We start from the raw sequence: 25,999 nt of genomic DNA on the forward strand, positions 1-25,999 counted from the left end.
GCCGCCCGAGCGGCTCTAGGCTCCGCCCTCCTCCGGCTCCGGCAGCTGAGGGAGTTGTTCCACGGCCTCGGCGAGCCACTGGGTCCAGAAGGTCTCCAGTTCGATGCCCGCGCGCAGGACCAGGTGCTGGAGCCTGGCCTGCGCGCTGTCGCGTCCGGGTGGGAAGTCGCGCTGCTCGATCTTCTCGTACTCGGCCAACTGCCGCCGGTGCAGGTCGAGATGGCGTCGCAGGTCGGCTTCGAGGCCGGCGGTGCCGACGACGGCGGCGGCGCGCAGGCGCAGCAGCAGGGCGTCGCGGTGCGGCTTGGGGTCCTGCGCGGCGGCGGTCCACCGGGCGAGTTCGGCGCGGCCCGCGGGCAGGACCTCGTAGCTCTTGCGCTGCCCGCGGGCCGGCTGCCGCGCCGGGAGGGCGCGGATGTGGCCCTCGGACTCCAGTCTCCCCAGCTCGCGGTAGATCTGCTGGTGCGTCGCCGACCAGAAGTAGCCGATCGACTTGTCGAACCGGCGGGTCAGATCCAGCCCCGACGACGGCTTCTCGAGCAGGGCGGTGAGGATCGCGTGCGGGAGTGACATGGAGGTCATCCTAGGGAGGCGGCGGGCCGCCTACAGTGCCGCCGCCAGCTCGGTGCCCTGCTTGATCGCGCGCTTGGCGTCTAGTTCCGCGGCCACGTCCGCGCCGCCGACGAGGTGCGCGTTCACGCCTGCGGCGAGCAGCTCCTCGTACAGGTCGCGGCGCGGGTCCTGGCCGGTGCACAGCACGATGGTGTCGACGTCGAGGACGGTGGACTCCTCGCCGACGGTGATGTGGAGCCCGGCGTCGTCGATGCGGTCGTAGCGGACGCCGGGGACCATGGTGACGCCGCGGTGCTTGAGTTCGGTGCGGTGGATCCAGCCGGTGGTCTTGCCCAGGCCGGCGCCGACCTTGCCGGTCTTGCGCTGGAGGAGGTGGACGGTGCGCGTGGGGGCGGGCCGTTCGGGGGCGGCGAGGCCGCCGGGCGCGGCGTAGTCCATGTCGACGCCCCAGTGGCGGAAGTACGTCGCCGGGTCCTCGCTCGCCTTGTCGCCGCCGTCGGTGAGGAACTCGGCGACGTCGAAGCCGATGCCGCCCGCGCCCAGGATGGCGACGCGGTCGCCGACGGGCGCGCCCTCGCGCAGGACGTCCAGGTATCCGACGACGCTGGGGTGGTCGACGCCGGGGATGTCGGGGATGCGGGGGCTGACGCCGGTGGCCACGACGACCTCCTGATAGTCAGTCAGATCGCTTGCGCCGACGGGAGTGTTCAGGCGTACGTCGACCCCGTGGGCGTCGAGCTGGTGGCGGAAGTAGCGCAGAGTCTCGTCGAACTCCTGCTTGCCGGGGACCTTCCGGGCGACGTTGAGCTGGCCGCCGATCTCGCTCGCGGCGTCGAACAGCGTGACGTGGTGGCCGCGTTCGGCCGCGGAGACCGCGCACGCCAGGCCGGCCGGCCCCGCGCCCACGACCGCGACGCGCTTGCGCAGCCGGGTCGGGGCGAGGGTCAGTTCGGTCTCGTGGCAGGCGCGCGGGTTGACCAGGCAGGAGGTGATCCGGCCGCTGAACGTGTGGTCCAGGCATGCCTGGTTGCAGCCGATGCAGGTGTTGATGGCCTCGGGCGTGCCGGCGGCGGCCTTGTTGACGAAGTCGGGGTCGGCGAGCATCGGGCGGGCCATCGACACCATGTCCGCGCAGCCCTCGGCGAGCAACTGCTCGGCGAGTTCGGGGGTGTTGATGCGGTTGGTGGTGACGAGCGGGATCGTCACCTCCCCCATGAGCCGCTTGGTCACCCAGGTGTAGGCGCCGCGGGGGACGGAGGTGGCGATGGTGGGGATGCGGGCCTCGTGCCAGCCGATGCCGGTGTTGATGATCGTCGCGCCGGCGGCCTCGACGGCCTTGGCGAGGGTGACGACCTCCTCCAGGGTGGACCCGCCGGGGACGAGGTCGAGCATGGACAGCCGGTAGACGACGATGAAGTCCTCGCCGACGGCCTCGCGGACCCTGCGGACGATCTCGACGGGGAAGCGCATCCGGTTCTCGTACGAGCCGCCCCAGCGGTCGGTGCGCCGGTTGGTCTGCGCGGCGATGAACTCGTTGATCAGATAGCCCTCGGAGCCCATGATCTCCACGCCGTCGTAGCCGGCCTGCCGGGCGAGGCGGGCGGTGCGGGCGTAGTCGTCGATGGTGCGCTCGACATCGGCGTCGGTCAGCTCACGGGGCTGGAAGGGGCTGATCGGGGCCTGGAGCGGGCTAGGGGCGACGAGGTCCGGGTGGTAGGCGTAGCGGCCGAAGTGCAGGATCTGCATCGCGATGCGGCCGCCCTCGCGGTGCACGGCGTCGGTGACCGTCCGGTGCTGCTCGGCCTCCTCGTCGGTGGTGAGCTTGGCGCCGCCCTCACCGGGGCGTCCCTCGTCGTTGGGGGCGATGCCGCCGGTGACGATGAGGCCCACTCCCCCGCGGGCCCGGGCGGCATAGAACGCGGCCATGCGTTCGAAGCCGTGCTCGGCCTCTTCGAGGCCGACGTGCATGGAGCCCATCAGGACGCGGTTGGGCAGTGTGGTGAAGCCCAGGTCCAGCGGGCTCAGCAGGTGCGGGTATCGGCTCAAGGCAGGCCTCCGTGCGCGGTGTCGTCACCTTCCGTTCTAGACGACCGCGCACGGTTTATGCAACTAGTTGCACAACAGCCCTTGTGTGCCGCTGATCACCGGCTCTCGAGCAGGACGTGCAGCTCCCGCTCCTGGTCGCCGGAGGCCGAGGCGAGGTCGCGCACGCTGAACAGGGAGTCCAGCGTCGTGCGGAGCCGTTCGATCGCCCAGTAGCTCCCCTGGGCGTCCGCTTCCACCGACGACGACAGCCGGACGGGCTTGGCGCACTCCTGCACTTCGGTGACCTCGAAGGTGCCGAGCCAGACCATCGGGCGACTCTCGTGGATCTGTTCCGGCACGTCCTCGGCGCACCGGTCCGACTCGAAGCACGCGCACAGCGCGTCGAACACGACCCGGGCGTCCTCCTTGCTGCATCCGCTGATCTCGACGGAGACGGACTCCTCGTGCGGTCGCTCACGATCCATCGTGTTCGCTCCTCTCATGACGGTGGCGCGGTTGCGCGAGTTCCCCGCGAACCGCGCCACATCCCAAGAAAAGCACCACTTTCCAGCCGTGGGCGCTCCGAGCCGCCCGCAGCCGGGCCTCAGGGCCCTCGGCGGTTCAGCTCCGGGTGAAGCGGTAGGTCTTGCTGTCCGTCAGCACGCAGAAGCCCGGCGACACGACGATGACCCGCAGGGTGCCGGAGCGGCGGTCGTAGTCGACGCCCTCCGTCTCGAACGTGCCCGAGCAACCGCTGCGCAGGGGCAGCTGACGCAGGGCGGTGACCCGGCCGGTCACGTCCGAGGCGCCGTTCGGCGGGGCCGACAGGTCGATCTGGAGCAGGGGCTTGGTGATGCCGAAGAGGGTGCCGGCCGGGTCGTCGGAGGAGCACAGCAGGGTGGTCGGCCCGGTGAAGTCGCAGCCCTGGACGTCGCGCACCGGGCGGTCGAGGTGGACGGTGGCGGCCTGCGGGAGGTTCGCCGAGGGCGAGGTGCCGGGATTGACGCCGGGGGTGGGGAAGACGAGCAGCCGGGTCATGGTGCCCCACTCCCCCGCCAGCATCCACTGGCCGCCGGGCGTGACAGCCACCCAGGAGTTGTTGGAGGCCTCGCCGGGACTGAGCGCGTGGACGTACTCCGACCAGGCGCCGCCGGGCGCCTGCACGCGGAACATCTTCGCGCCGCCCGAGTCGCGCTGGTAGGGCTCGACGTAGTAGCCGTCGTAAGAGGCGTCGGGGTCGCCGACGTGGTTCCAGCCGCGCATGCTCACGCCGATCGGGATGGTGCCGATGCCGGTGTAGCGGTTGGCTCTGTTGGCCGGGACCTCCACCGAGGTCAGGCCCTGGCTCTCGGTCAGCGGATCGGCGCGGTCGGAGCCCACCTCGGTCCAGGTGTCGGCCGCCGCGGCGGGCGGGGCCGCGGAGAGGGCGGTGACGGCCGCGGTGGCCAGCGCGACCAGGGCGGCGCGGACCGGGCGTCTGCGGGCAGCGCGCAGGGGCATGGGACTCCTCTACGGGGGTGTGGTGCGCGGTCGGCTCTACGGGTGGCGCAGTCGGCGGACAGTCTGGCCCCCCGGTGACGGTCATGTACAGACCAAGTCAGGAACGAACGCGGCCGGTGAGGAGAACGGCGGACGGGGCCGTACTGGAGGAGCATGGAAGTCGGTGCCCCGGACGTGGGAGAAACGGTTGTGCGCGGTGGAGAAGGGGGAGTCGGCACGGGGGACGGTGTGCCGCGTGGACGTTCGGAGGCGATGCGTGGCATGAGTGCACCCGAAGCGGCCGAGAGCGGCGGCTCCACGGGCCCCGCGGGAGTCGACGGCGGCCCCACGAGTCCCAGCGGGCTCCTGGACGTGCTGAACGTGGCGTCGGTGGTCCTCGACACCGACGGCCGCATCGTGCTGTGGAGCCCGCAGGCCGAGGAGCTGTTCGGCTACCCCGCGCGAGAGGCCCTGGGCCGCTACGCCGCGCACGTCATGGTGCACGAACGGCACGTCGACCTCGTGGTGAAGCTGTTCGCCGACGTGATGGAGACCGGCCAGAGCTGGGCCGGGGCGTTCCCCGTCCGGCGCAAGGACGGCACGACGATTCTGGTGGAGTTCCGCAACATGCGGCTCGTCGACGACGAGGGCGACGTCTACGCCCTCGGTCTGGCCGCCGACCAGTCCACGGTGCGCCGGCTGGAGAGGGACGTGGCGCTGTCCACCCGGATGGTCACCCAGTCGCCGATCGGGCTCGCCGTGCTGGACACCGGGCTGCGGTTCGTCACCGTCAACCCCGCGCTGGCGCGGATCAGCGGCGCCCCCGTGGATCAGCACCTCGGCCGCACCGCCCGCGAGGTGCTCCCGCTGCTCGACCCCGACGGTCTGGAGGAGGCGGCGCGCCGGGTGCTGCGCACCGGGGTGCCGATCGTCGACCGCTCCACGGTGGGCCGCACCCCGGCGGACCCCGGCGCCGACCACGCCTGGTCGGTGTCGCTGTACCGCCTGGAGGACAGCCGGGGCACGGTGCTGGGCGCGGCCTTCTCGGTCGTGGACGTCACCGAGCAGTACCGGGCCGGCGTCGAGGCGGAGACCGCGCGCCGCAGACTGGCCCTGATCGCCGACGCCTCGGCCCGCATCGGCACCACACTGAACCTGGAGCGGACCGCCTGCGAACTGGCCGAGGTCGCCGTGCCCGAGCTGGCCGACGTCGCCGCCGTGGACCTGCTCGACGCGGTCGTCGCGGGCCGGCGCAGCAGTCTCGGGCCGGGCGAAGCGGCTCTGATCCGCGCCCTGGCGGTACGGACCTCCGACGCGCCGGACGTGCCCTGCGAGGCCGACCCGCCCGGCCGGGTGGCCCGTTACGCGCCCGACCGGCTCGTCACGCAGTGCGTGCGCACCGGCCGGCCCGTGATGGTGGCCCAGGTCAAGGACGAGGACCTGGAGCGCATCGCCCCCTCGCCCGAGGCGGCCGGTCTGCTGGCCCGCGCCGGCGTCCACTCCTATCTCGCGGTGCCGCTGATCGCGCGCGGCGAGGTGCTCGGCGCCCTCGACCTCAAAAGGACGCGCAACCCGCTGCCGTTCGGTCAGGACGACCTGTTGCTCGCCCGGGAGCTGGCCGCCCGCGCGGCCGTGCAGATCGACAACGCCCGCTGGTACCAGAACGCCCGCACCACCGCGCTCACCCTGCAGCGCAGCCTGCTGCCCAGCCACCCGCCGGTGACCGGCGGCCTGGAGGTCGCCTCCCGCTACCAGCCGGCCGGGGCCACCACCGAGGTGGGCGGCGACTGGTTCGACGTCATCCCGCTGGAGGGCGGCAAGACCGCGCTCGTCGTCGGCGACGTGATGGGCAGCGGCATCGACGCCGCCGCCACCATGGGCCGGCTGCGCACGGCGACGACCACGCTGGCCTCCCTCGACCTCGAGCCGTCGGTGCTGCTGGAGCACCTCGACCGCATCACCTCGGGCCTGGACCACTCGATCGCGACCTGTGTCTACGCCGTCCACGATCCCGGGCTCGGGCGGTGCCGGATCGCCAACGCCGGGCACCTGCCGCCCGTCCGCGTACGCCCCGGCCACGCCCCGGAGTTGCTCGACCTGCCCACGGGGGTGCCACTGGGCGTGGGCGGGGTGGAGTTCTCCACCACCGACGTCGACTTCGCACCCGGCGACGAACTCGTCTTGTACACCGACGGGTTGGTCGAGACGCGCCGGCACTCGCTCGACGAGCGCCTGGACGCGCTGCTCGCCCTCCTCGACGGTCCGGAGCGCCCGCTGGAGGAGCTCTGCGACCATCTCCTGAGCGCGCTGCACCATCCGGACAACCATGACGACGTGGCCCTGCTGGTGGCACGCGCCCGCGAGTGACTCTCCGTCAGGTGCGAGCTCGTATCGGGTTGTTGTTGCTTCCGATCACCACATGGGCGTACAGCTCCTCGTCCAGGGCCAGCCGGGCCGTCAGCCCGCAACGGGTGAACGCCTCGACGGCGGCGGGGGCTTGGCCTTCACTGGTCTCGACGAGGAGGCAGCCGCCCGGCGCGAGCCAGTCCCCGGCATCGGCGGCGACCCGGCGCAGCACGTCGAGTCCGTCGGCGCCGCCGTCGAGGGCGGTCAGCGGCTCGTGCTCGCGTGCCTCCGCGGGCAGCAGGGGCACTTCACCGGTGGGGACGTACGGCACGTTGGCGGCCAGGATGTCGACGCGGCCGCGGAGCCGGCCCGGCAGCGCCTCGAACAGGTCACCCTGGTGGACGTGTCCGCCGTGGGCCGCCAGATTGCGGCGGGCGCAGCCGACGGCCGCCGGTTCGATGTCGGCGGCGTGCAGTTCGACTCCGCCGAGCCGCGCGGCGAGGGCCGCGCCGACCGCGCCCGTGCCGCAGCACAGGTCCACCACGACGCGGGCGTGCGGGGCGAGGGCGAGGGCCCGGTCGACGAGGAACTCGGTGCGGCGGCGGGGCACGAAGACGCCCGGCTCGACGATGACGCGCCGGCCGTGGAACTCCGCCCAGCCGACGACGACTTCGAGGGGATGGCCGGCCGCCCGGCGCTCCACCATGACGGTGAGCTCGTCCGGGGTGCGGGCGGCGTCGAGGATCAACTCGGCCTCGTCCTCGGCGAAGACGCACCCGGCGGCACGCAGCGCGAGGACGACGGCGTCAGGGGAGGAGGACGGGGAGGGAGCCGGGAAGGGAGACCTGGACCGGGTTCGGGACGACGGGGAGGGAAGTGGGGGCATGAGAGCCGAGAGCCTTTCGGGGAGCCGAAGGGCGCTCTCGCGGTCGCCTACCGGCGGCGGTCCGCGCCGTTCCGAGGTGAGAGCACCCGACCTGACACAGCGGTAATGGGTCTCACCTCCTCGGTCGTTCACGGCCGGGAAGCTCCTCGGCCGACGGTCACCCTACCCGAACCTCCGCACGGGCGGGCCGATCCGGAGACGATTTGCAGTTGTACGCTACACCTATGAGTGCGAGGGAGGATTCGGGCGACGCCGGCCCGGCAGCGGCTCAGGCCGTGGAGACCATTCAGCGCGAGATGACGGCCTTCGCGCGGCGCGCCCGCGCGGCGGCGGGCCGGCTGCACCCCGAGCTGTCGCTGGTGTCGTACACCCTGCTCGGGCACCTGGAGGAGCAGGAGGAGGCGTACGGGGAGGGCGGCGGCTGCCGCGCCACCGATCTGGCCGCGCACTACGCGCTGGACAAGTCCACCGTCAGCCGCCAGGTCGCGGCGCTGGAGCGGGCCGCCCTGATAGAGCGCCGCCAGGCCCCGGGCGACCACCGCGTCCAGTTGCTCCAGCTCACCGATGCCGGCCGCCGCATCCTCGCGCAGGTCACCGAGAGCCGCCGCGTCGCCTTCCGGGAACGGCTCGCGCCGTGGCCCGCGGAGGATCTGGAACGGTTCGCGGAGTACCTCGTCCGCTACAACTCGACGGTGACGGAACCTCCTTCGCCGTCCGGCTGAGCGCGCGCCGCTCGTCACGCGACCGGCGCCGCCTCCCGCTGGGGCGCCCGCTCCGGCACCCGCGCCGCCAGGAACGCGGTCCTGCGGCGGAGGCGGAAGCCGAGGGACTCGTAGAGGCGGATCGCGTTGACGTTGGCGGCGGCGGTGTGGAGGAAGGGCGTCTCTCCGCGCTCCCGGATGCCGTGGGCGACGGCGAGGATCAGCCGGGTGGCGAGGCCCTCGCCGCGGACGGCGGGGTCGGTGCAGACGGCGCTGATCTCGGTCCAGCCCGGCGGGTGGAGCCGCTCGCCGGCCATGGCGACGAGGACGCCGTCGCGGCGGATGCCGAGGTACTCCCCGAGTTCGACGGTGCGGCGCTCGAACGGGCCGGGCTGGGTGCGGGCCACCAGGTCGAGCATCTCGGGTACGTCGGCGGGGCCGAGGCGGACCGCCTCCGCGTCCGGGGCGGCGGCCAGGCCGTCGTCGACGAACTGCACGCCCTCGACGCGCATCGTCACCTCCCAGCCCGCGGGGACCTCACCCCGGAAGCCGGGCAGCGGCACCTCCGCACCGGGCCCGGCGAGCGCGGCGAGGTCCGCCCAGTCGCCGGCGTCCGGCTCGTCGGGCAACGCCAGCCAGGGCGACACGTCCACGGGGTAGCGCAGGACCCGCCCCCGCCGCTCGGCGAACCGTGCGTGCGGCCCGGTGAGAGAGGCGAGAGCGGGGTTGTCGAGCACGTGCCGCCCGGTGGGCGAGGCAGGAGCCGGGTCACCGGCCCGGTGCCGGTCGGCGGGCGAAGCCACAGCCCAGTCGCCGGGGACCTGCCGCCCGATGGGCGAGACCGGAGCCGGGTCGCCGGACACCTGCCGGCCCGTCGGCGAAGCCTCAGCCGGATGACCGGGCACCTGCCGCCTGGTGGTCGAGGCCGAAGCCAGGTCACCGGCCCGGTGCCGGTCGGCGGGCAAAGCCACAGCCCAGTCGCCGGGGACCTGCCGCCCGATGGACGAGACCGGAGCCACATCACCAGGCACACGCCGCCCCGTCGGCGAAGCCTCAGCCGGGTCACCGGAGGCGTGCCGCCCCGTGGGCGTGGCCGGAGCCGGGTCGCCCAGCACACGCCGCCCCGTGGGCGAGGCCGCAGCCCGGTCACCCGAAACACGCCGCCCGGCGGGCAAAGCCGCAGCCGCGTCGCCCGAGACGTGCCGCCCCGTGGGCGTGGCCGGAGCCGGGTCGCCCAGCACACGCCGCCCCGTCGGCGAAGCCTCAGCCGAGTCACCCGACACGTCCCGCCCGGCGGGCGAGATCGCAGCCGAGTCACCCGACACACGCCGCCCCGCGAGCGAAGCCGGAGCCGGATCGCCGGGCATCGGCAGGGAGTCGGGTTCCGGTTCCGACGCGTCGGGCTTCCGGTCGTCGTCGTGTGTGAAGACGTTCGCCTCCGCCATGTGCTCCCCACTCTCGTTCGTGCCGCCGGACCGATGGCCACCGCTGGTTCCGGATCGACACGTGCAAGGGGGATCGGCGGGCGGCTATTCCCACCGCCCGCGAGTGTTCATACGCGCTTAACGATCGCGGACGCCCCCGGGCGGCAGCGCCCCGTCGGCGGGCACGTACCGTGGGCGGTGCAACCGCCCGCCATCCTCACGCTGGACCCACATGAACGTCACCCGAGGCTTCACCGGACGCCCGCGCGTCCACAACCCCGGGCTGCCGCCCGGCCAGTACGACGCGGGCGACGACTGGCCCGTGCTGTCCGCCGAGGTCACCCCCGACCTCGCGCCCGCCGACTGGAGCCTCACGATCGACGGGCTGGTGGACGCGCCCCGCACCTGGAACTGGCGGCAGGCGCACGAACTGCCCGCCTCCGCGTACCGGGGCGACATCCACTGCGTGACCGGCTGGTCGAAGTTCGGCGTGACGTTCGGCGGCGTGTCGCTCGACGCCTTCCTGGACGCCGTCCGGCCGCGGGCCGACGCCACCCACGCCGTCGCCTACTCGCACACCGGGTACACCGCCGGCCTGCCGCTCGCGGACCTGACCGGCGGCCGGGCGTGGATCGCCTTCACCTACGACGGCGAGCCGCTCGCCCCGGAGCACGGCGGCCCGGCGCGGCTGATCGTGCCGCACCTGTACTTCTGGAAGAGCGCCAAGTGGATCGCCGGCCTGCGGCTGCTCGACCACGACGAGGCGGGCTTCTGGGAGCAGAACGGCTACCACGAGCGCGGCAACCCCTGGGAGGAGCAGAGGTACTCCGGTGACTGAGACCCTTCCCGCGTTCACTCCCCCGACCAGGTTCGCCGTACCCGGCCGCATCCCCGTGAGCGACCCGGCGGCGTCGGTGTGGCAGAGGGCCACGCTCACGGGCATCCGCCGCGAGACGCCGAACGCGTCGACGTTCCGCTTCGCGGTGCCCGCCTGGTCCGGGCACCTGCCGGGACAGCACCTGGCGCTGCGGCTCACCGCCGGCGACGGCTACACCGCCCAGCGGCACTACTCGATCGCCTCCGCCCCCGACGACTCGGGGCACATCGAACTGACCCTGGACCACGTGGCCGGCGGCGAGGTCTCCGGCTGGTTCCACACCGTCGCCGAGCCCGGTGACGAGGTCGAGGTGCGCGGGCCGCTCAGCGGCTTCTTCGCCTGGCCCGGCGACCGGCCCGCGCTGCTGATCGGCGCGGGCTCCGGGGTCGTCCCGCTGATGTCGATGCTGCGCCACCGCCGGGCCCGGGGGCTGTCCGTGCCGCTGCGCCTGCTGGTGTCCGCCCGCAGCCCCGAGGAGCTGATCTACGCGGACGAGTACGGCGCGGAGACCACGCCCGTGTTCACCCGGAGCGCGCCCGAGGGCACGGCCGTGGGGCGGCTCGCGGCCGGCCACCTGGCGCGGCTGGTCGCCGAGGCGCCGGCGGGCGGCTGGGAGGCGTACGTGTGCGGCTCGAACGGGTTCGCCGAGCACGCGTCGCGGCTGCTGGTCGCGGCGGGGCAGCCGGTGGATCGGATCCGCATCGAGCGCTTCGGCTGAGCGGACCGGAACGGCCGGGCCGTTCCCGGAAGCGTCCCGGTGAGCGATCTTCGCCCGAACGGGTATCTCCTGTTTGTGGTGACTCGTCCGTGTGACGGCGAGGAGGTCGCATGCGAACCCGGCTGCGCTGGCGCTGGCGGAAGAACCCGCTGCGGCGCCGCTCCGACGTCGTGGAGGCCTGGACGGTGCTGGTCGTGGCCCTCCTGCTGCTGATCGCCGCGCCCCTGGGAGGGGCGCTCGTCGGCCGGTGGGCGTACGACGAGGCGCGGGCCGTCGCCGCCGAGCAGCGGGCCGAACGGCACCTGGTGCGGGCGGAGGTGGTGAGCCGCCCGCCGGAGACGCTGCCCACCGCGGAGGGTGTGCGGGAGGAGGCGTACCGGGTGACCGTGCGCTGGACGGAGCCCGGCGGGGTGGTGCGGACCGCCCCGGCGCGGGTGGCGTCCGGCGCGGAGCGCGGCGACATGGTCGGCGTGTGGTTCGACGCGCGGGGTCGTGCCGTGCCCGCGCCCCCGGACGGCGCGGCGGTGTGGCAGCACACCCTCACGTCGGGCGTGTGCACGGCGGGCGGCGCGGCCGCCGCGGTGCTGCTCGGGCACGCGGTGTTCCGGCGGGTGACGCGGCGCCGCCGGCTGGACGAGTGGGGCAGGGAGTGGGCGCGCACCGGCCCCGAGTGGAGCGGGCGCCGGGCCTGACGACGGAGAGTCCCGAGCGGATCACGGTCTGGTGCGGGGGTCCCGACCGCACATACGGTGTGATCATTCGTTCGGGCACTTGACACAGAAGGCGGTTGTTCATGCCCCTGTTCGACCTGTCCCTGGAGGAGCTGCACGAGTACCGCAGCGCGTCCGCCGAGCCGGAGGACTTCGACGCCTTCTGGTCAAAGACCCTTCAGGAGGCCCGCGAGCACGACCTGGACGCCCGGTTCGAGCCGGTCGACACGGGACTGGCCACGGTCTCGGTGTACGACGTGACGTTCTCCGGGTTCGGCGGTCACCCGGTGAAGGGCTGGCTGACGCTGCCGGCCGGCGCGTCCGAACCGCTGCCGCTGGTCGTGGAGTTCGTCGGGTACGGCGGCGGGCGCGGGCTGGCGCACCAGCACCTGCTGTGGGCGTCGTCGGGCCGGGCGCACTTCGTCATGGACACCCGCGGTCAGGGCAGCGCGTGGGGCGGCGGGGGCGGCACGGCCGACCCGGTGGGCGGCGGACCGGCGTTCCCGGGGTTCATGACGCGGGGTGTCGACGCGCCGGAGCACTACTACTACCGCCGGGTGTTCACCGACGCGGTGCGGGCCGTGGAGGCGGCGCGTTCGCACCCGCTGAGCGACGCGGCGCGCACGACGGTGCTGGGCGGGAGCCAGGGCGGCGGTATCTCGATCGCCGTGGGCGGTCTGGTGCCGGACCTGTCGGCGGTCGCGCCGGACGTGCCCTTCCTGTGCGACTTCCCGCGCGCGGCGACGCTGACGGACCGTCATCCCTACCGTGAGATCGGTTTGTTCCTCAAGACGCACCGGGGCCGCACGCAGGACGTGCTGCGGACGCTGTCGTACTTCGACGGCGTCCACTTCGCCGCCCGCGCGTCGGCGCCCGCCCTCTTCTCGGCGGCGCTGGAGGACCAGACATGCCCGCCGTCGACCGTGTTCGCCGCGTTCAACGCGTGGGCGCACGAGGACAAGGCGATCGAGGTGTACGACTTCAACGACCACGAGGGCGGCGGCCCCTACCAGGAGGCGGCCCAGCTGCGCTGGCTGCGGTCGTACGCCTGACGGCCGGAGGCGCCGGAATCGACCTTCCCTCCTGTCCGACCAGTCGGTATGTTCGGGGTGCCCGGGCCGCGCTGTGGCGGTCCGGGGTTCCGGCGGATCACGGAGGGCCCATGTCCGAGCACGTGCCACAGGTCCACGGCCACTGCGACGAGCGGTTCGCGGCGGTGCGCGCCGCGTTCGAGGAGAACTTCCGGGAACGCGACGAACTGGGCGCGGCGGTGAGCGTCCTCGTGGACGGCACGCCGGTGGTCGACCTCTGGGGCGGCTGGGCGGACGCGGCGCGCACCCGCGCGTGGGAGCGGGACACGCTGGTCAACGTGTGGTCCACGTCGAAGGGACCGACGGCGCTGTGCGCGCACATCCTCGTCGACCGCGGGCTGCTCGACCTCGACGCGCCGGTGGCTGCGTACTGGCCCGAGTTCGCGGCGGCGGGCAAGGAGCGGGTCCTGGTGCGGCATCTGCTGTCCCACCGCGCGGGACTGGCGGGCCTGCGGGAGCCGCACTCCCTCGACGAGCTGTACGACTGGGAGCTGACCGTCGCCCGGCTGGCGGCCACCGAACCCTGGTGGGAGCCGGGCACCCGGTCCGGCTACCACGCCCTCACCTACGGCTTCCTGGTCGGTGAGGTCGTGCGGCGGGTGTCGGGTCTGCTGCCGGGCGCGTTCCTGGAGCGGGAGGTGACCGGGCCGCTCGGTGTCGACTTCACGATCGGGCTGCCGGAGAAGGAGGCCGGCCGCGCCGCCGAGATGGTGCACCCGCGAGCCGCCACGAGCAGCGAACAGGCCGCGGTCTTCAGCCAGTTGACGCCCGCCGCGCTCGCCGCCCTCACCAACCCCCTGGCGGGCGCCGACGAGGCGAACTCGCCTGGCTGGCGGGCCGCCGAGATACCGGCGGCGAACGGCCACGGCACGGCGCGGGCCGTCGCCGCGCTGTACGGCGTGATCGCCGGCCGGGGTGCGCTCGCCGGCCGCCGGGTGCTGTCACCGGAGGCGGCCGAGCGGGTCCGTGAGGGGCAGGGAGCCTGCCGGGACCTGGTGCTGGGGGCGGGTTTCGCACACGACACGGAGATCGGGCTCGGGCTGTGGCTGAGCGGCCCGAACGGCTGGTACGGACCCAATCCCCGGGCCGTCGGGCACGACGGCTTCGGCGGCTCCTGCGGCCTCGCCGACCCGGAGACGGGAGTCTCTCTGGGCTATGTCATGAACCGCATGGGACCCCACATCGCGGACGATCCCCGGAAGATGGCCCTGGTGCGGGCGGTGTACAGCGCCCTGTGACACGGGAGTGCAGTGGTGCGCCGGGGCTCGCCGGGGAAGGCCGGGCGGGCTCAGGCCGGCTTGCGCCACACGGAGATGTGCTTCGGGGAGTCCTGGGTGAACGGCGATCCGTCCCAGTCGGCGACGCGCCGTTCCAGTTCAAGCCCCGCGATCCGCGCCATCAGGTCGAGCTCCGCCGGCCACGCGTACCGGTGGCGGGAGTTGCCGCGCCGGTAACGGCCGTCCTCGCCGTCGCGGGTGAAGTGGTTCGAGACGAGGATCTGCTCGACCAGGTCGAAGGTGTCGAAGCCGAGGTGCCGCTCCGAGACGTCGAAGGGGACCGCGACCTGCCCGGGCGGCAGCAACCGCAGTGGAGGCACGCCCAGTTCGATGACGAACCGGCCGCCCGGGGCAAGGTGGCGGGCGGCGTTGCGGAAGCACTCGACCTGCTCGTCCTGGGTGAGCAGGTTCGTGATCGTGTTGTAGACGAGATAGACGAGGGTGAACTCGCCGGGGACGACGGTCGTGGCCATGTCCCCGATGGTCACCGGGAGCATGTCCTCGCCGATCTTGCGCCGCAGGACCGCGGCCATGTCCTTGGACAGTTCGATGCCCACGACGGGCACGCCGCTCTCGCGGAGCGGGACTCCGACTCGGCCGGTGCCGACGGCGAACTCGAGTGCCGGGCCGTCTCCGGCGAGTTCGGCGAGGAAGGCGACGGTCGGCCCCAGCACGGCGGCCGAGGACATCTCCGTCTCCTCGGCGTCGTAGCGGTCGGCGGTCGCTCGCGTCCACAGCTCACTGCTCGTCATCGGCATCACTCTGCCGGGCGGCGCGGAGAGTTGTCCACGTGTTTTGGACGCCCGCCCCGCGGTCGCGGCGCACGGTCAGGAACTCTCGGCGGGTCCCGCTCTGCGTGCCTCGACCAGCCGCAGGCGTGGACTCCCGTCGCTCCTCGTGCCGAACTCGGGGAGGGCGCGCAGGCTCACGTCGAATCCCGCGCGCTCCAGCTCACGACGTACCTCGCCGAGCCGGAACGCCCGGTAGTACATGACGAACGGCGGCCGCCACACGACGTTGCGCGCCCGCATCACGGCGTCGAAGCCGAGGAGCATCCAGTAGGCGCGGGAGGTCGCGCGGGGCGGGGCGACGACGGGGAAGGCGAAGCGTCCGCCGGGCCGCAGCGCGGCGTGCACCTGGGCGAACAGGCCGGGCAGTTCGCGCGGCAGGAAGTGCCCGAACGCGCCGAAGCTGACGACGAGGTCGAAGCGGGCGGCGGTGAACGGCAGGGCCCGTGCGTCCGCGCGCACCCAGGACACCCGGGGCGGTGCCGCAGGGTCCGCCTTCGTGCGCTCGCGGGCCACGTCGAGCATGCCCGCGCTGAAGTCGACGCCGGTGACGCTGCGCCGGCACAGCGTGGCGAGGACGTCGACGCCGGCGCCCGTGCCGCAGCACAGGTCCAGGCCGTCGTCGTAGGGACCGGTCCGGCCCAGCGCCGAACTCACCGCGTCCAGAACGGAGTCGGGCGTGCGGAACGGCGTGTGGTCGAACTTCGGCGCGAGCAGGTCGTAGCCGCGCTCGACGGACGACAGGGCCTGGGCGGCGAGCTCGCGCAGCGTGGGGCCTTCGGGGCTGAACATCGTCGCCAGCCTACCCGGGCGGGCCGGCGGCACGGCCGGCCGAGAGGCACAGGGGCCGGCCGCTTGTCCGGTGGCGGGTCACTGATTACTCTCCTCAGTGGCTAATCAACTAATTGACTATGAGGTGATCGGGATGCGTGCCTTCCGCGAGGCGGTCGAGGCCGGCGACATGGACGCCGCGGCGGACCTGCTGGCCGAGGACGTGGTGTTCACCAGCCCGGTCGTCTTCAAGCCGTACCCGGGCAAGGCGATCACCGCGGCGATCCTGCGGGCGGTGTCGCAGGTCTTCGAGGACTTCCGGTACGAGAAGGAGCTCGCCGGGGCGGACGGCCGGGACAGCGCGCTGGTGTTCACGGCCCGCGTCGGCGGCCGGGAGTTGAGCGGCTGCGACTTCATCCATGTCGGCGAGGACGGCCTGATCGACGAACTGACGGTGATGGTGCGGCCGTTGTCGGGCGCGCAGGCGCTTGCGGGGGCCATGGGCGCGCGGTTCGACGACATCGTCAAGGAGGCGGAGGCGCGGGCGGTGTGAGCGTGCCGCGCCTCCACGACGGGGGCGGTCAGTCGCCGAGCGCCCCCAGGGTGGCCCTGGTGTCCTTCTTCAGCCAGTCGACCACCTCGTCGAGCTCCGGCGGGTCCTTGTCGACGTCGTACGAGGAGAGGTAGAGGCTGTAGTCCATCGAGTACGTCACCCAGCCGTCCCGGACGGCGAGGGTGGCGTCGATGGAGCCGCTGCTGCTGGAACTGCCGGTGGTGTCCTGGCTGACGAGGTAGGCCTCGTCGCCGATGCCGGTGACGGTGTCCACGTCGTAACCGGTGCGGCTCTCCGCGTAGTTCTTCCAGCGGGCGGTGAACTCGGGGCCCGGGTCGGTCTTCTTGTGCAGTTGCAGCTGGATGGAGAGGTAGGCGTCGGTGTAGGTGGAGCCGGCCTTCTTCAGGCTGACGCTGCAGTAGCTGTCGTCGAGGGCGGGGTCCTCCAGCTCGTTGTGGGTCGGCGTGCCGGCGTCCCCGGTGTACTGCGCCTTGAACGACGAGTAGTCGGCGCTGGTGCACAGGTTCGCGGGCGCGGTGTAGCCGCGCAGGTCCGCCTCGGCTCCCCCGCCGTCACCGATGAGGAAGACGCCCGCCGCCCAGGCGGCGGAGGCCACGACCGCGCCGACGACGGCCCACAGCACGGCGCGTCCGGCGGCCTTTCCGCCGCCGCCGGACGGCGGGGCGGGCGCGGGGCCGTAGCCGGCGTGCTGGGCGTACGGGTTGCCCGGGTGAGGCTGGGTCGGGGGCTGCGCGGGCAGTCCGGCCAGGGTCGGCTGGTGGTAGAAGGCCTGCTGCCCCGGCTGCGGAGCCGGTGCGGCCTGCGGGTGCCCCGTGCCCTCGCCCGGGCCCGGCGACCGGGGGTGCGGGTACGGGTACGCGCTCGGCTGGACGGGCGCGTCGGAAGGCTGTTCCGGTTGCTGCGGCTGCGGCGGCGTGGACATGGCGTGACGATACCCATCGTTGGTGGTCAAGTCCCCTGTTGTCGCAGATCGTTATGGTCTGGGTACCTCGCCCTCGATCGCGGTTGCCCGAGCGGCCGACGCGAGGGCGTGCTACGCTGCGAATGGCATTCGTGGAGGCTGTTTCTTCGGCTACGGTGCCGTCTTCGTTCTCTCGCCGATCCGCCCGCCGTTCGACGGCATGGGCGCCGGCTTTCCCGCACTCCTCCTGAGCAGGCCATTCGCGCCGCACCCGAGGTGTGCCTTTCCCGCCGTCGGCAGGCGTGCGTTCCATCGCCCCTCCCTCTCGCGGCGACTCCCCTTCTCCACTTGGCTCTCCAGCCCTCCGTCCTTCCGAAAGGACTCCCACATCATGACCACCACTCTCGAACACCCCTCTGTCCGGCCGGAGTTCCCGGCCCAGCTCGCCGGCGGCGTCCTCGACGTCGACGGACACGGGAAGGGGCGGCTGCGCGCCGAGAGCCTGCTGCCCTCCCCCGCCGACGTCCAGGTCCCGGCCGCGCTGATCCGCCGGCTGGGCTTGCGCCGAGGCGACTTCGTGGAGGGGACGCACGGCGCGTCGCGCACGCTCACCGACGTGGCGCGCGTCAACGGCCGTACACCACAGGAGGCCCGCGCCCGCAGGGACTTCCGCGATCTGACGCCCCTGCATCCGCACGAGCGGCTGCGGCTCGAACATCCGGCGGCCGGTCTCGCCGGGCGGGTCACGGACCTGCTCGCGCCTGTCGGCAAAGGGCAGCGCGGGCTGATCGTCGCCCCGCCCAAGACCGGCAAGACCGTGCTGCTCCAGCAGATCGCCGCCGCCGTGGCCGGGAACCACCCCGAGGCACGGCTGATGGTGGTGCTCCTCGACGAACGCCCCGAGGAAGTCACCGACATGCGGCGCTCCGTACGGGGCGAGGTGTACGCCTCGACCTTCGACCGGACTCCCCGGCAGCACATCGCCCTCGCCGAGCTGGTCGTGGAGCGGGCCAAGCGGCTCGTCGAGGCCGGTGAGGACGTGGTGATCCTGCTCGACTCGCTGACCCGGCTGTGCCGGGCCCACAACAACGCGGCCGCCGCGGGGGGCCGCACCCTCAGCGGCGGGGTCGACGCGACCGCGCTGACCGGGCCCAAGCGGTTCTTCGGCGCGGCGCGGGCGGCGGAGGAGGGCGGCTCGCTCACCGTGCTGGCCACCGCCCTGGTGGAGACCGGGTCCCGCGCCGACGACTTCTTCTTCGAGGAGCTGAAGAGCACCGGCAACATGGAGCTGCGTCTCGACCGGGAGCCGGCCTCCCGCCGGGTCTTCCCCGCCGTCGACGTCGACGGCTCCGGCACCCGCCGCGAGGAACTCCTCCTGACCCCGGGCGAGTTGGCGGCCGTGCGGGGGCTGCGCCGGGCCCTGCGGACCCGGGACGGCCGGGCGAACCTGGAGACGCTCTTGCAGCGGCTGCGCGACACCCCGGACAACGCGGCCTTCCTGCGCCGCGTCCAGCCCACGCTGCCCGCCGGCTGACCCCGCCGCATCCCCCAGGACCCCTGAGGTGCGGCATCCGGGTGGCTCGTGCGCGCGTCGGGCACCGGCAGCGCCGCAAAGCGCGGGAGAGTTCCTAGTTTGATCACATGACGATCGGATTCTCCTCTCGGACGGCTGCGCAGGCCTGCGCGATCTGTGTGGCGGGCGTGCTGACCCTCGGGCCCGCCGCCGTCGCCGCACCCGCCGAGCCGGACCCCGGTCCACACGGCGGAGCGCGGGCCACGCTGCCCCGGCCGGCCCTGCTGTACCGGGCCGGCACACAGGTGCGGCCGCACCCGGGAGCACCCGGGCTGCCGGACGTCTCCGCGCTGTCCTGGGTGGTGGCCGACGCCCGCACCGGCGAGGTGCTCGCCGCGTCGAACGCGCACCGCCCGCTGCCGCCCGCCAGCACCATGAAGACCCTGTTCGCCCTCACCGTGCTGCCGGTCCTGCCCGGCGGCATCCGCCACCGGGTCGCCGAGGAGGAGCTCATGGGGATCGGTGCGGGCAGCAGTCTCGTGGGCGTCGTCGAGGGCGAGACGTACTCGGTCGACGACCTGTGGCGGGGGGTGTTCCTCAGCTCCGGCAACGACGCCGTGCACGTCCTGGCCTCGCTCAACGGGGGCTGGGAGACCACGGCGGCGCGGATGCGGGCCAAAGCGCGTTCCCTGGGGGCCCTGGACACGCACGTGGTGTCGCCCGACGGGTACGACGCGCCCGGCCAGGTGTCGTCGGCGTACGACCTGGCGGTGTTCGGGCGGGCGGGACTGCGCAACGCCGACTTCGCGCGGTACTGCGCCACCGTGCAGGCGCGGTTCCCCGGCCGTGACGGCCGGTGGTTCGGGATCGCCAACACCAACCGGCTGCTGAGCGGCGAGGACGGCGTCGAGCCGTACCAGGGGCTGATCGGCGTGAAGAACGGCTACACGAGCGAGGCCGGCCACACGCTGGTGGCCGCCGCCCGCCGCGAGGGGCGCACCCTCGTGGTCACGGTGATGCACCCCCGGACGGGCGGCGCCCACGCTGTCTACGAGGAGGCGCGCAACCTGCTGGACTGGGGGTTCGAGGCGGCCGGGCAGGTCGATCCGGTGGGCTCGCTGGACGGGCTGCGCGAGCGGCGGCGTCCGGCGCCGGGCCCCGAGGTCGTGCCGGTGGCCGCCGCGTCGGCCCCCGCCGACGGACCCGGCTGGGCGGACGCGGCCCTGATCGCGGGCGCGGCCTTCCTCGGTGCGGCCGTCATGGCGCTGGTCCTGCGGCCGAGGAGACACCGCCGGCCGTCAGGCATGTGAAGGGCCTCGCAGGGGGGCGTCTACGACCTCCCCGAGGGCAAGAACATCGGCGTCACCATCTGGCTGGGTCCGGACCGCAGGAGCCAGACGCAGCACTACTACAAGAACGACCACTAGCCGACGCGTCGTCCGGTCTGTCGGGGTCAGAACACCGACAGGCCGGTCAGTGTGGTGAAGCGGTCCAGGGCGGCGACGCCCGCCACCGAGTTGCCGCGCTCGTCCAGGCCCGGGCTCCACACGCACAACGTGCAGCGGCCGGGGACGACCGCGATGATGCCGCCGCCGACCCCGCTCTTGCCGGGCAGGCCGACGCGGTAGGCAAAGTCGCCGGCCGCGTCGTAGGTGCCGCAGGTCAGCATGACGGCGTTGACCTGCTTGGCCTGGCTGCGGGTGAGCAGCCTGCTGCCGTCGGCGCGGACGCCGTGCCGGGCGAGGAAGCCCGTCGCCAGGGCGAGCCCGGCGCAGGAGGCGGTGATGGAGCACTGGCGGAAGTACTGGTCGAGCAGGACCGGCACCGGGTTGTCGATGTTGCCGTAGGACGCCATGAAATGGGCGAGGGCGGCGTTGCGGTCGCCGTGCGCTGACTCGGAGGCGGCGACGTCCAGGTCGAAGTCGAGGGCGGGGTCGCCGCTCTCGGCGCGCAGGAACGACAGCAGCTCGCCCGCCGCGTCCGACGTACGGGTGTGGAGGCGGTCGGTGACGACGAGGGCGCCCGCGTTGATGAACGGGTTGCGGGGGATGCCGTTCTCGTACTCCAGCTGGACCAGGGAGTTGAAGGCGTTGCCGGAGGGCTCGCGGCCCACGTGCTCCCAGAGTTCGTCGCCCTCGCGGGCGAGGTCCAGGGCGAGGGTGAACACCTTGGTGATGGACTGCGTGGAGAACGGCTCGCGCCAGTCCCCCACGCCGTACACCGTGCCGTCCGGTTCGGCGACGGCCATGCCGAAGCGGCGCGGGTCGCGGGCCGCGAGCGCCGGGATGTAGTCGGCGGGCCGACCGCGGCCCGGGGTGCGCTCCATCTCCTCGGCGATGCGCTCCAGGACCGGGCGGAAACCGGGCGAGGACGTCGTCGTCATGATCGCCATTGTGCCTCTCAGGGTTTCCCGGCGCCGGTCCGGGAGCGTCGCCGCGGGCCGGAACGGATCAGGTCAGGGACTGCGGGGCGAGCGGCGAGCCGCTGCCGGCGAGGATCTCCGGCCGGAGCAGCTCGGTGAGCCGTTCGGCGGGCAACAGGCCCTTCTCCAGGACGAGTTCGGCGACTCCTCGGCCGGTGGCGAGGGCCTCCTTGGCGATGTCGGTGGCCGCCGTGTAGCCGATGTGGGGGTTGAGGGCGGTGACGAGACCGATGGAGTTCTCGACCGTCGCGCGCAGGGTCTCGGTGTTGGCGGTGATCCCGTCGACGCAGCGTTCGGCGAGGGTGAGGCACGCGGCGCGCAGGTGGGTGATCGACTCCGACAGGGAGTGCAGGATGATCGGCTCGAAGGCGTTGAGCTGGAGCTGTCCGGCTTCGGCGGCCATGGTGATGGTGACGTCGTTGCCGATCACCTCGAAGGCGACCTGGTTGACGACCTCGGGGATGACCGGGTTGACCTTGCCCGGCATGATCGACGAACCGGCCTGCACGGGCGGCAGGTTGATCTCCCCCAGACCGGCGCGGGGCCCGGAGGACAGCAGGCGCAGGTCGTTGCAGCTCTTGGAGAGCTTCACGGCGATCCGCTTGAGGACGCCGGACATCTGGACGAACGCCCCGCAGTCCTGGGTGGCCTCGACCAGGTTGGCGGCGGTCACCAGCGGCAGCCCGGTGATCTCGGCGAGATGGCGGCGGGCCGACTCGGCGTAGCCGGCGGGGGCGTTGAGGCCGGTGCCGATCGCGGTGGCGCCGAGGTTGATCTCGTGGATCAGCTCGGCGGCCTCGGCGAGCCGGCTGCGGTCCTCGTCCAGCATCACCGCGAACGCCGAGAACTCCTGTCCGAGCGTCATCGGCACGGCGTCCTGGAGCTGGGTGCGGCCCATCTTCAGGACGCCCTCGAACTCCACCGCCTTGCGGGCGAAGGCGTCCTGGAGGACGGCCATCGCCTTGAGCAGTCCGCGCACCGCGAAGACCGTGGCGACCTTGACGGCGGTCGGGTAGACGTCGTTGGTGGACTGTCCGAGGTTGACGTCCTCGTTGGGGTGCAGGAACGCGTATTGGCCCTTGTCGTGGCCCAGCAGCTCCAACGCCCGGTTGGCGACGACCTCGTTGGCGTTCATGTTGGTCGAGGTGCCGGCGCCGCCCTGCACGACGTCCACCACGAACTGCTCGTGCAGACGGCCGGCGCGTATCTCGCGGCAGGCGGCGACGATGGCGGCGGCCTTCTTCGGGTGCAGCAGGCCGAGTTCCTCGTTGGCGAGGGCGGCGGCCTCCTTCACGGCGGCGAGGGCGTCGATGAGGTGCGGGTAGGCGGAGATCGGGGTGCCGGTGATGGGGAAGTTCTCCGTCGCCCGCAGGGTGTGCACACCCCAGTACGCGTCGGCGGGGACGTCCCGGTCCCCCAGCAGATCGTGTTCACGGCGGGTGGCTGCGGCGGTCATGGAAGTGCGGGTCCTCTTTCTGAGGGGGGCGGGTACCGGGCGCCTTCGAAGGGGCGCGGGGCGTGGTGGATGCGCGGCTGCCGCCGCGGACGAAGGGGACGTCGAAGAGGTCGGTGACGCCCTAGACGCGAGCCGAGACCGGGTCGAGGGCCCGCGCCGGTCGCACGCTTCCCACGGGCTCGCCGCCGCCGAGCAGCGGCTCGCCCGCGAACGCGGTGAGGAGGGCGGGGTCGACGCCGGCGCGGGCCAGGGCGGCCGCCGCGACGGGGACGCGTGCCCGGTCGGCGCCGTCGGAGATCTTGACGGCGATCGCGCGGCCGTCGGGCAGCGCGGCCACCTCGACGCCCTCGAAGCCGTCCTTGGCGAGCAGCCCGGGCACCGCCCGCATCAGCTCGGCGACGTCCCGGCCGGCGCCGGAGGCCATCTCGGGGTGCTCGCGCATCGCGTCCGCGACACGGGACTCCGGGGTGCCCGGGACGGCCGTGGTGATGCGGGCGGCGGCGCGGGCGAGGCCGTGCAGGGAGACGGAGAAGAGGGGCGCGCCGCAGCCGTCGACGGTGGTGTGGGCGATGCGCTGTCCGGTGAGGTCCTCGACGATCTCGGCGATCGCCTGCTGGAGGGGGTGCCCGGGGTCGAGGTAGCCGTCGAGGGGCCAGCCGTTGAGCTTGCAGGTGTAGAGCATGGCCGCGTGCTTGCCGGAGCAGTTCTGGGTGAGGCGGGAGGGCCCGCGCCCCTCGCGGATCCAGGTGTCGCGGACCGGCCGGCCGAACGGCATGTCGGGGACGTTGCGCAGGTCGTCCTCGGTGAGTCCGGCCTCCTCCAGGATGCGCCGGGCGCCGGCGAGGTGGCGTTCCTCGCCGGAGTGGCTGGCCGCGGCGAGCGAGAGCAGCTCGCCGTCGAGCGGGAGCCCGGCGCGCACCATGGCGACGGCCTGGACGGGCTTGAGCGCCGAGCGCGGGTAGAAGGCCACCTCGATGTCGCCGAGCTGGAAGGCGACCTCGCCGTCCGTGCCGAGGACGACGACGGAGCCGTGGTGGACGCCTTCGGTCACCCCGCCGCGGACGAGGTGGGCGACGGGGGCGTGGAGGGGTTCGCGGAGGGTGGGCGCCTGGGCGAGGGAACTGCTGTACATCACTGCCTGATCACTGGTGGGTGGGCATGGGCCGGCGTCGGCTTGCGGGAGCCTCGTGCCGCGCCCGGGCGGGCGCGGCGCGAGGTTCCTCAGGCGTCGGCCCGGGGCGTGGAGCGGGCGAGGCGGCCGCGGATGGCGTACCAGCCTGCCACGAGCGCGGCGACGATCAGCGGCAGGCACAGCACGGTGGTGCGTCCCGCGCCGCCGTCGGCGTACATGAGGACCAGGACGGAGGCGAGGAACGCCAGCGTCACGACTTCGGTCCAGGGGGAGCCCGGCAGTCGGTAGCCGGGGCGGGTGAGCTCGCCCTTCCGGGTCTTCTGCCAGAAGAGCAGGTGACAGAGCATGATCATGCCCCAGGTGGCGAGGATGCCGATCGCCGCGAAGTTGAGCACGATCTCGAAGGCGTCGGCGGGCACGACGAAGTTGAGGCCGACGCCGAGGACGCAGATGCCGCTGGTGAGCAGGATGCCGCCGTAGGGGACCTGGCTGCGGCTCATCACGCCGGTGAACGCGGGCGCGGAGCCGGACTTCGCCATGGAGCGCAGGATGCGTCCGGTGGAGTACAGACCGGAGTTGAGGGAGGACATGGCGGCGGTGAGGACGACGAGGTTCATCACGCCGCCGGCCGCAGGGATGCCGACCTTGGACAGGACGGTGACGAACGGGCTCTCCCCTGCGGTGTAGGACGACCAGGGCAGCAGCATCGACAGCAGGATCACCGAGCCGACGTAGAACAGGCCGACGCGCCACATGATCGAGTTGATGGCCTTGGGCATGATCTTCTCGGGGTTCTCGGTCTCGCCGGCGGCGACGCCGACCAGCTCGACGGAGGCGTAGGCGAAGACGACGCCCTGGACGATCAGCAGCATGGGCAGCAGGCCGTTGGGGAAGATGCCGCCGTGGTCGGTGACGAGGCCGGGACCGGGGGTGACGCCGTCGACCGGGTGCTGGGTGACCAGCAGGAAGATGCCGATGCACATGAAGACGACGAGCGCGCCGACCTTGACGATCGCGAACCAGAACTCCAGTTCGCCGAAGATCTTCACCGAGATCAGGTTCACGGTGAGGACGACGGCCAGGGCGACGAGCGCGATCACCCACTGGGGTATGTCGGAGAACATGCCCCAGTAGTGGGTGTAGGTGGCGACGGCGGTGATGTCGGCTATGCCGGTGGTGGCCCAGTTCAGGAAGTACATCCAGCCGGCCGTGTAGGCGCCCTTCTCGCCGAGGAACTCCCGGGCGTAGGACACGAAGGCGCCGGAGGAGGGGCGGTAGAGGACGAGTTCGCCGAGGGCGCGCACCACGAGGAAGGCGAAGACGCCGCAGACCGCGTAGGCGATGAAGAGGGAGGGCCCGGCGTCGGCGAGCCTGCCGCCGGCGCCGAGGAAGAGGCCGGTGCCGATGGCTCCGCCGATGGCGATCATGTTGACGTGGCGGGACTTGAGGGACTTGCTGTACCCCTCGTCGCCGGCGTCTACATGACGGGAGGTGGGGCGCGTCTCGTCTTTGAGGTGCTGTTCGCTCACGCCTCGGTACCGCCTTCCGTGGTGCTGTCCGTGCGCGCGGAGCGCACGATGTCGGTGAGGGTCGTCTCGACGCGGTCGAGGTGGTGGCTCATGGCCTCCACGGCGTCGTGTTCGGAACCGTCGATCAGCGCTTCGACGATGGCCCGGTGCTCGCGGTTGGACTGCTCGCGCCGGCCGCCCAGCTCGTTGAGGAAGGCCGACTGACGCGCCAGTGCGTCGCGGATCTCCTCGATGACCCGGCGGAAGACCGGGTTCTGGGCGGCTTCGGCCACCGCGAGGTGGAAGAGGGAGTCCATCGCGACCCATGCGGTGGTGTCCGTCTCCCGCTCCATGCGGTCCAGCAGGTGGGCCAGGTGGTCCAGGTTCTCCGGGGTGCGGCGCAGGGCCGCGTACCCGGCGACCGGGATCTCGACGTGGCGGCGCACCTCCAGCAGGTCGCTGGCCGCGTAGTCGCCGAAGGTGGGGTCCTCGACGGTGTTCGCGATCACGAAGGTGCCCTTGCCGGTCCGCGACATGGTCAGGCCCATGGTCTGCAGGGCGCGCAGGGCCTCCCGCAGGACGGGGCGGGAGACCTCCAGCGTGCGGCAGAGCTCCGCCTCGGAGGGGAGCTTGTCGCCGATGGCGTACGCGCCGCGTTCGATGGCGTCGCGGAGGTGGCCGAGGACCGCTTCCATCGCGCTGACGCGACGGGGCACCGGACCACCTGTCTGGCTGTCTGACAGGTTCACGGGACCCGATGCTCCGGGAGGCCCGGGACGATGTCAAGGGGCGGACCGGAATGCGGACCGTCGGCGGCCCTGCGGCGA

At 72.9% G+C, this 25,999-nt stretch carries 24 protein-coding genes; 10 read left to right on the forward strand and 14 right to left on the reverse strand.

Going from position 1 to position 25,999, the window contains the following annotated elements; genetic code table 11:
- Positions 1-15: 15 nt before the first annotated feature.
- From ACFYXA_RS08960 to ACFYXA_RS08975, 4 genes are all read right to left on the reverse strand, one after another.
- Positions 16-573, reverse strand: a complete 558-nt coding sequence (locus ACFYXA_RS08960; protein ID WP_389029957.1) for a PadR family transcriptional regulator — start codon at positions 571-573, stop codon at positions 16-18.
- A gap of 30 nt (positions 574-603) precedes the next feature.
- Positions 604-2,619 (reverse strand): FAD-dependent oxidoreductase, encoded by a 2,016-nt coding sequence (locus tag ACFYXA_RS08965; RefSeq protein WP_389029960.1) that lies wholly within the window; start codon positions 2,617-2,619, stop codon positions 604-606.
- Positions 2,620-2,714: 95 nt separating this feature from the next.
- Positions 2,715-3,083 (reverse strand): hypothetical protein, encoded by a 369-nt coding sequence (locus tag ACFYXA_RS08970; RefSeq protein WP_351089384.1) that lies wholly within the window; start codon positions 3,081-3,083, stop codon positions 2,715-2,717.
- Between the two features lie 136 nt (positions 3,084-3,219).
- The gene (locus tag ACFYXA_RS08975; RefSeq protein WP_389029963.1) at positions 3,220-4,098 is read right to left on the reverse strand and encodes a hypothetical protein; all 879 of its coding nucleotides are present in this window, start codon (positions 4,096-4,098) and stop codon (positions 3,220-3,222) included.
- A 261-nt stretch (positions 4,099-4,359) separates the two neighbouring features.
- Here ACFYXA_RS08975 and ACFYXA_RS08980 point away from each other — a divergent pair, with 261 nt between their 5' ends.
- Positions 4,360-6,444, forward strand: a complete 2,085-nt coding sequence (locus ACFYXA_RS08980) for a SpoIIE family protein phosphatase (RefSeq protein ID WP_389029966.1) — start codon at positions 4,360-4,362, stop codon at positions 6,442-6,444.
- Positions 6,445-6,451: 7 nt separating this feature from the next.
- Here ACFYXA_RS08980 and ACFYXA_RS08985 read toward each other — a convergent pair whose 3' ends face one another.
- Positions 6,452-7,309 carry a putative protein N(5)-glutamine methyltransferase gene (locus ACFYXA_RS08985; RefSeq protein WP_389029969.1) on the reverse strand — a complete coding sequence of 286 codons (858 nt, stop codon included), beginning with the start codon at positions 7,307-7,309 and terminating at the stop codon, positions 6,452-6,454.
- Between the two features lie 224 nt (positions 7,310-7,533).
- Here ACFYXA_RS08985 and ACFYXA_RS08990 point away from each other — a divergent pair, with 224 nt between their 5' ends.
- On the forward strand, positions 7,534-8,031 hold the full coding sequence (locus tag ACFYXA_RS08990; protein ID WP_389029972.1) for a MarR family winged helix-turn-helix transcriptional regulator: 498 nt from the start codon (positions 7,534-7,536) through the stop codon (positions 8,029-8,031).
- 14 nt (positions 8,032-8,045) lie between these two features.
- Here ACFYXA_RS08990 and ACFYXA_RS08995 read toward each other — a convergent pair whose 3' ends face one another.
- Complete coding sequence (locus ACFYXA_RS08995; protein WP_352248376.1) at positions 8,046-8,747, reverse strand: GNAT family N-acetyltransferase; 702 nt, start codon at positions 8,745-8,747, stop codon at positions 8,046-8,048.
- Between the two features lie 919 nt (positions 8,748-9,666).
- Here ACFYXA_RS08995 and ACFYXA_RS09000 point away from each other — a divergent pair.
- The 5 genes from ACFYXA_RS09000 (at position 9,667) to ACFYXA_RS09020 (ending at position 14,068) form a co-directional block, all read left to right on the forward strand.
- Positions 9,667-10,272 (forward strand): sulfite oxidase-like oxidoreductase, encoded by a 606-nt coding sequence (locus ACFYXA_RS09000; protein WP_352248374.1) that lies wholly within the window; start codon positions 9,667-9,669, stop codon positions 10,270-10,272.
- The gene (locus ACFYXA_RS09005; protein ID WP_389029975.1) at positions 10,265-11,029 is read left to right on the forward strand and encodes a ferredoxin reductase; all 765 of its coding nucleotides are present in this window, start codon (positions 10,265-10,267) and stop codon (positions 11,027-11,029) included. Before ACFYXA_RS09000 ends, ACFYXA_RS09005 begins: the two co-directional genes overlap by 8 nt.
- A gap of 110 nt (positions 11,030-11,139) precedes the next feature.
- Complete coding sequence (locus ACFYXA_RS09010; RefSeq protein WP_389029978.1) at positions 11,140-11,721, forward strand: hypothetical protein; 582 nt, start codon at positions 11,140-11,142, stop codon at positions 11,719-11,721.
- Between the two features lie 101 nt (positions 11,722-11,822).
- Positions 11,823-12,791 (forward strand): acetylxylan esterase, encoded by a 969-nt coding sequence (locus ACFYXA_RS09015; protein ID WP_389029981.1) that lies wholly within the window; start codon positions 11,823-11,825, stop codon positions 12,789-12,791.
- A gap of 110 nt (positions 12,792-12,901) precedes the next feature.
- A complete protein-coding gene (locus tag ACFYXA_RS09020; protein ID WP_389029984.1) occupies positions 12,902-14,068 on the forward strand; it encodes a serine hydrolase domain-containing protein in 1,167 nt (388 codons plus the stop codon).
- Between the two features lie 50 nt (positions 14,069-14,118).
- Here ACFYXA_RS09020 and ACFYXA_RS09025 read toward each other — a convergent pair whose 3' ends face one another.
- Together ACFYXA_RS09025 and ACFYXA_RS09030 are read right to left on the reverse strand one after the other, a co-directional pair.
- Complete coding sequence (locus ACFYXA_RS09025; protein WP_352248364.1) at positions 14,119-14,859, reverse strand: class I SAM-dependent methyltransferase; 741 nt, start codon at positions 14,857-14,859, stop codon at positions 14,119-14,121.
- 75 nt (positions 14,860-14,934) lie between these two features.
- Positions 14,935-15,687 (reverse strand): class I SAM-dependent methyltransferase, encoded by a 753-nt coding sequence (locus ACFYXA_RS09030; protein ID WP_389029988.1) that lies wholly within the window; start codon positions 15,685-15,687, stop codon positions 14,935-14,937.
- A gap of 133 nt (positions 15,688-15,820) precedes the next feature.
- Between ACFYXA_RS09030 and ACFYXA_RS09035 the strand changes: the two genes are divergently transcribed.
- Complete coding sequence (locus tag ACFYXA_RS09035; RefSeq protein ID WP_352248360.1) at positions 15,821-16,219, forward strand: nuclear transport factor 2 family protein; 399 nt, start codon at positions 15,821-15,823, stop codon at positions 16,217-16,219.
- Between the two features lie 28 nt (positions 16,220-16,247).
- On the opposite strand, the gene ACFYXA_RS09040 is transcribed toward ACFYXA_RS09035, so the two are convergent.
- The gene (locus ACFYXA_RS09040; RefSeq protein ID WP_352248358.1) at positions 16,248-17,162 is read right to left on the reverse strand and encodes a hypothetical protein; all 915 of its coding nucleotides are present in this window, start codon (positions 17,160-17,162) and stop codon (positions 16,248-16,250) included.
- A 370-nt stretch (positions 17,163-17,532) separates the two neighbouring features.
- Here ACFYXA_RS09040 and rho point away from each other — a divergent pair, with 370 nt between their 5' ends.
- Together rho and ACFYXA_RS09050 are read left to right on the forward strand one after the other, a co-directional pair.
- The gene (gene rho, locus ACFYXA_RS09045) at positions 17,533-18,675 is read left to right on the forward strand and encodes a transcription termination factor Rho (protein ID WP_352248356.1); all 1,143 of its coding nucleotides are present in this window, start codon (positions 17,533-17,535) and stop codon (positions 18,673-18,675) included.
- Positions 18,676-18,782: 107 nt separating this feature from the next.
- Entirely contained in the window at positions 18,783-19,964 is a 1,182-nt protein-coding gene (locus ACFYXA_RS09050; protein ID WP_389029993.1) for a D-alanyl-D-alanine carboxypeptidase family protein, read from the forward strand.
- Positions 19,965-20,107: 143 nt separating this feature from the next.
- On the opposite strand, the gene ACFYXA_RS09055 is transcribed toward ACFYXA_RS09050, so the two are convergent.
- From ACFYXA_RS09055 to ACFYXA_RS09075, 5 genes are all read right to left on the reverse strand, one after another.
- Entirely contained in the window at positions 20,108-21,046 is a 939-nt protein-coding gene (locus tag ACFYXA_RS09055; protein WP_352248352.1) for a glutaminase, read from the reverse strand.
- A 58-nt stretch (positions 21,047-21,104) separates the two neighbouring features.
- Positions 21,105-22,532: an aspartate ammonia-lyase gene (aspA, locus tag ACFYXA_RS09060; protein WP_389029996.1), complete on the reverse strand. Its 1,428-nt coding sequence runs from the start codon at positions 22,530-22,532 to the stop codon at positions 21,105-21,107.
- A gap of 121 nt (positions 22,533-22,653) precedes the next feature.
- Positions 22,654-23,664: an asparaginase gene (locus ACFYXA_RS09065; RefSeq protein ID WP_389029999.1), complete on the reverse strand. Its 1,011-nt coding sequence runs from the start codon at positions 23,662-23,664 to the stop codon at positions 22,654-22,656.
- Positions 23,665-23,753: 89 nt separating this feature from the next.
- A complete protein-coding gene (locus ACFYXA_RS09070; protein WP_352248346.1) occupies positions 23,754-25,193 on the reverse strand; it encodes an amino acid permease in 1,440 nt (479 codons plus the stop codon).
- Positions 25,190-25,921 carry a FadR/GntR family transcriptional regulator gene (locus ACFYXA_RS09075; protein WP_351089347.1) on the reverse strand — a complete coding sequence of 244 codons (732 nt, stop codon included), beginning with the start codon at positions 25,919-25,921 and terminating at the stop codon, positions 25,190-25,192. Before ACFYXA_RS09075 ends, ACFYXA_RS09070 begins: the two co-directional genes overlap by 4 nt.
- Positions 25,922-25,999: the final 78 nt, after the last annotated feature.

Source organism: Streptomyces sp. NPDC002566, from assembly GCF_042889585.1.
Lineage (GTDB): Bacteria > Actinomycetota > Actinomycetes > Streptomycetales > Streptomycetaceae > Streptomyces.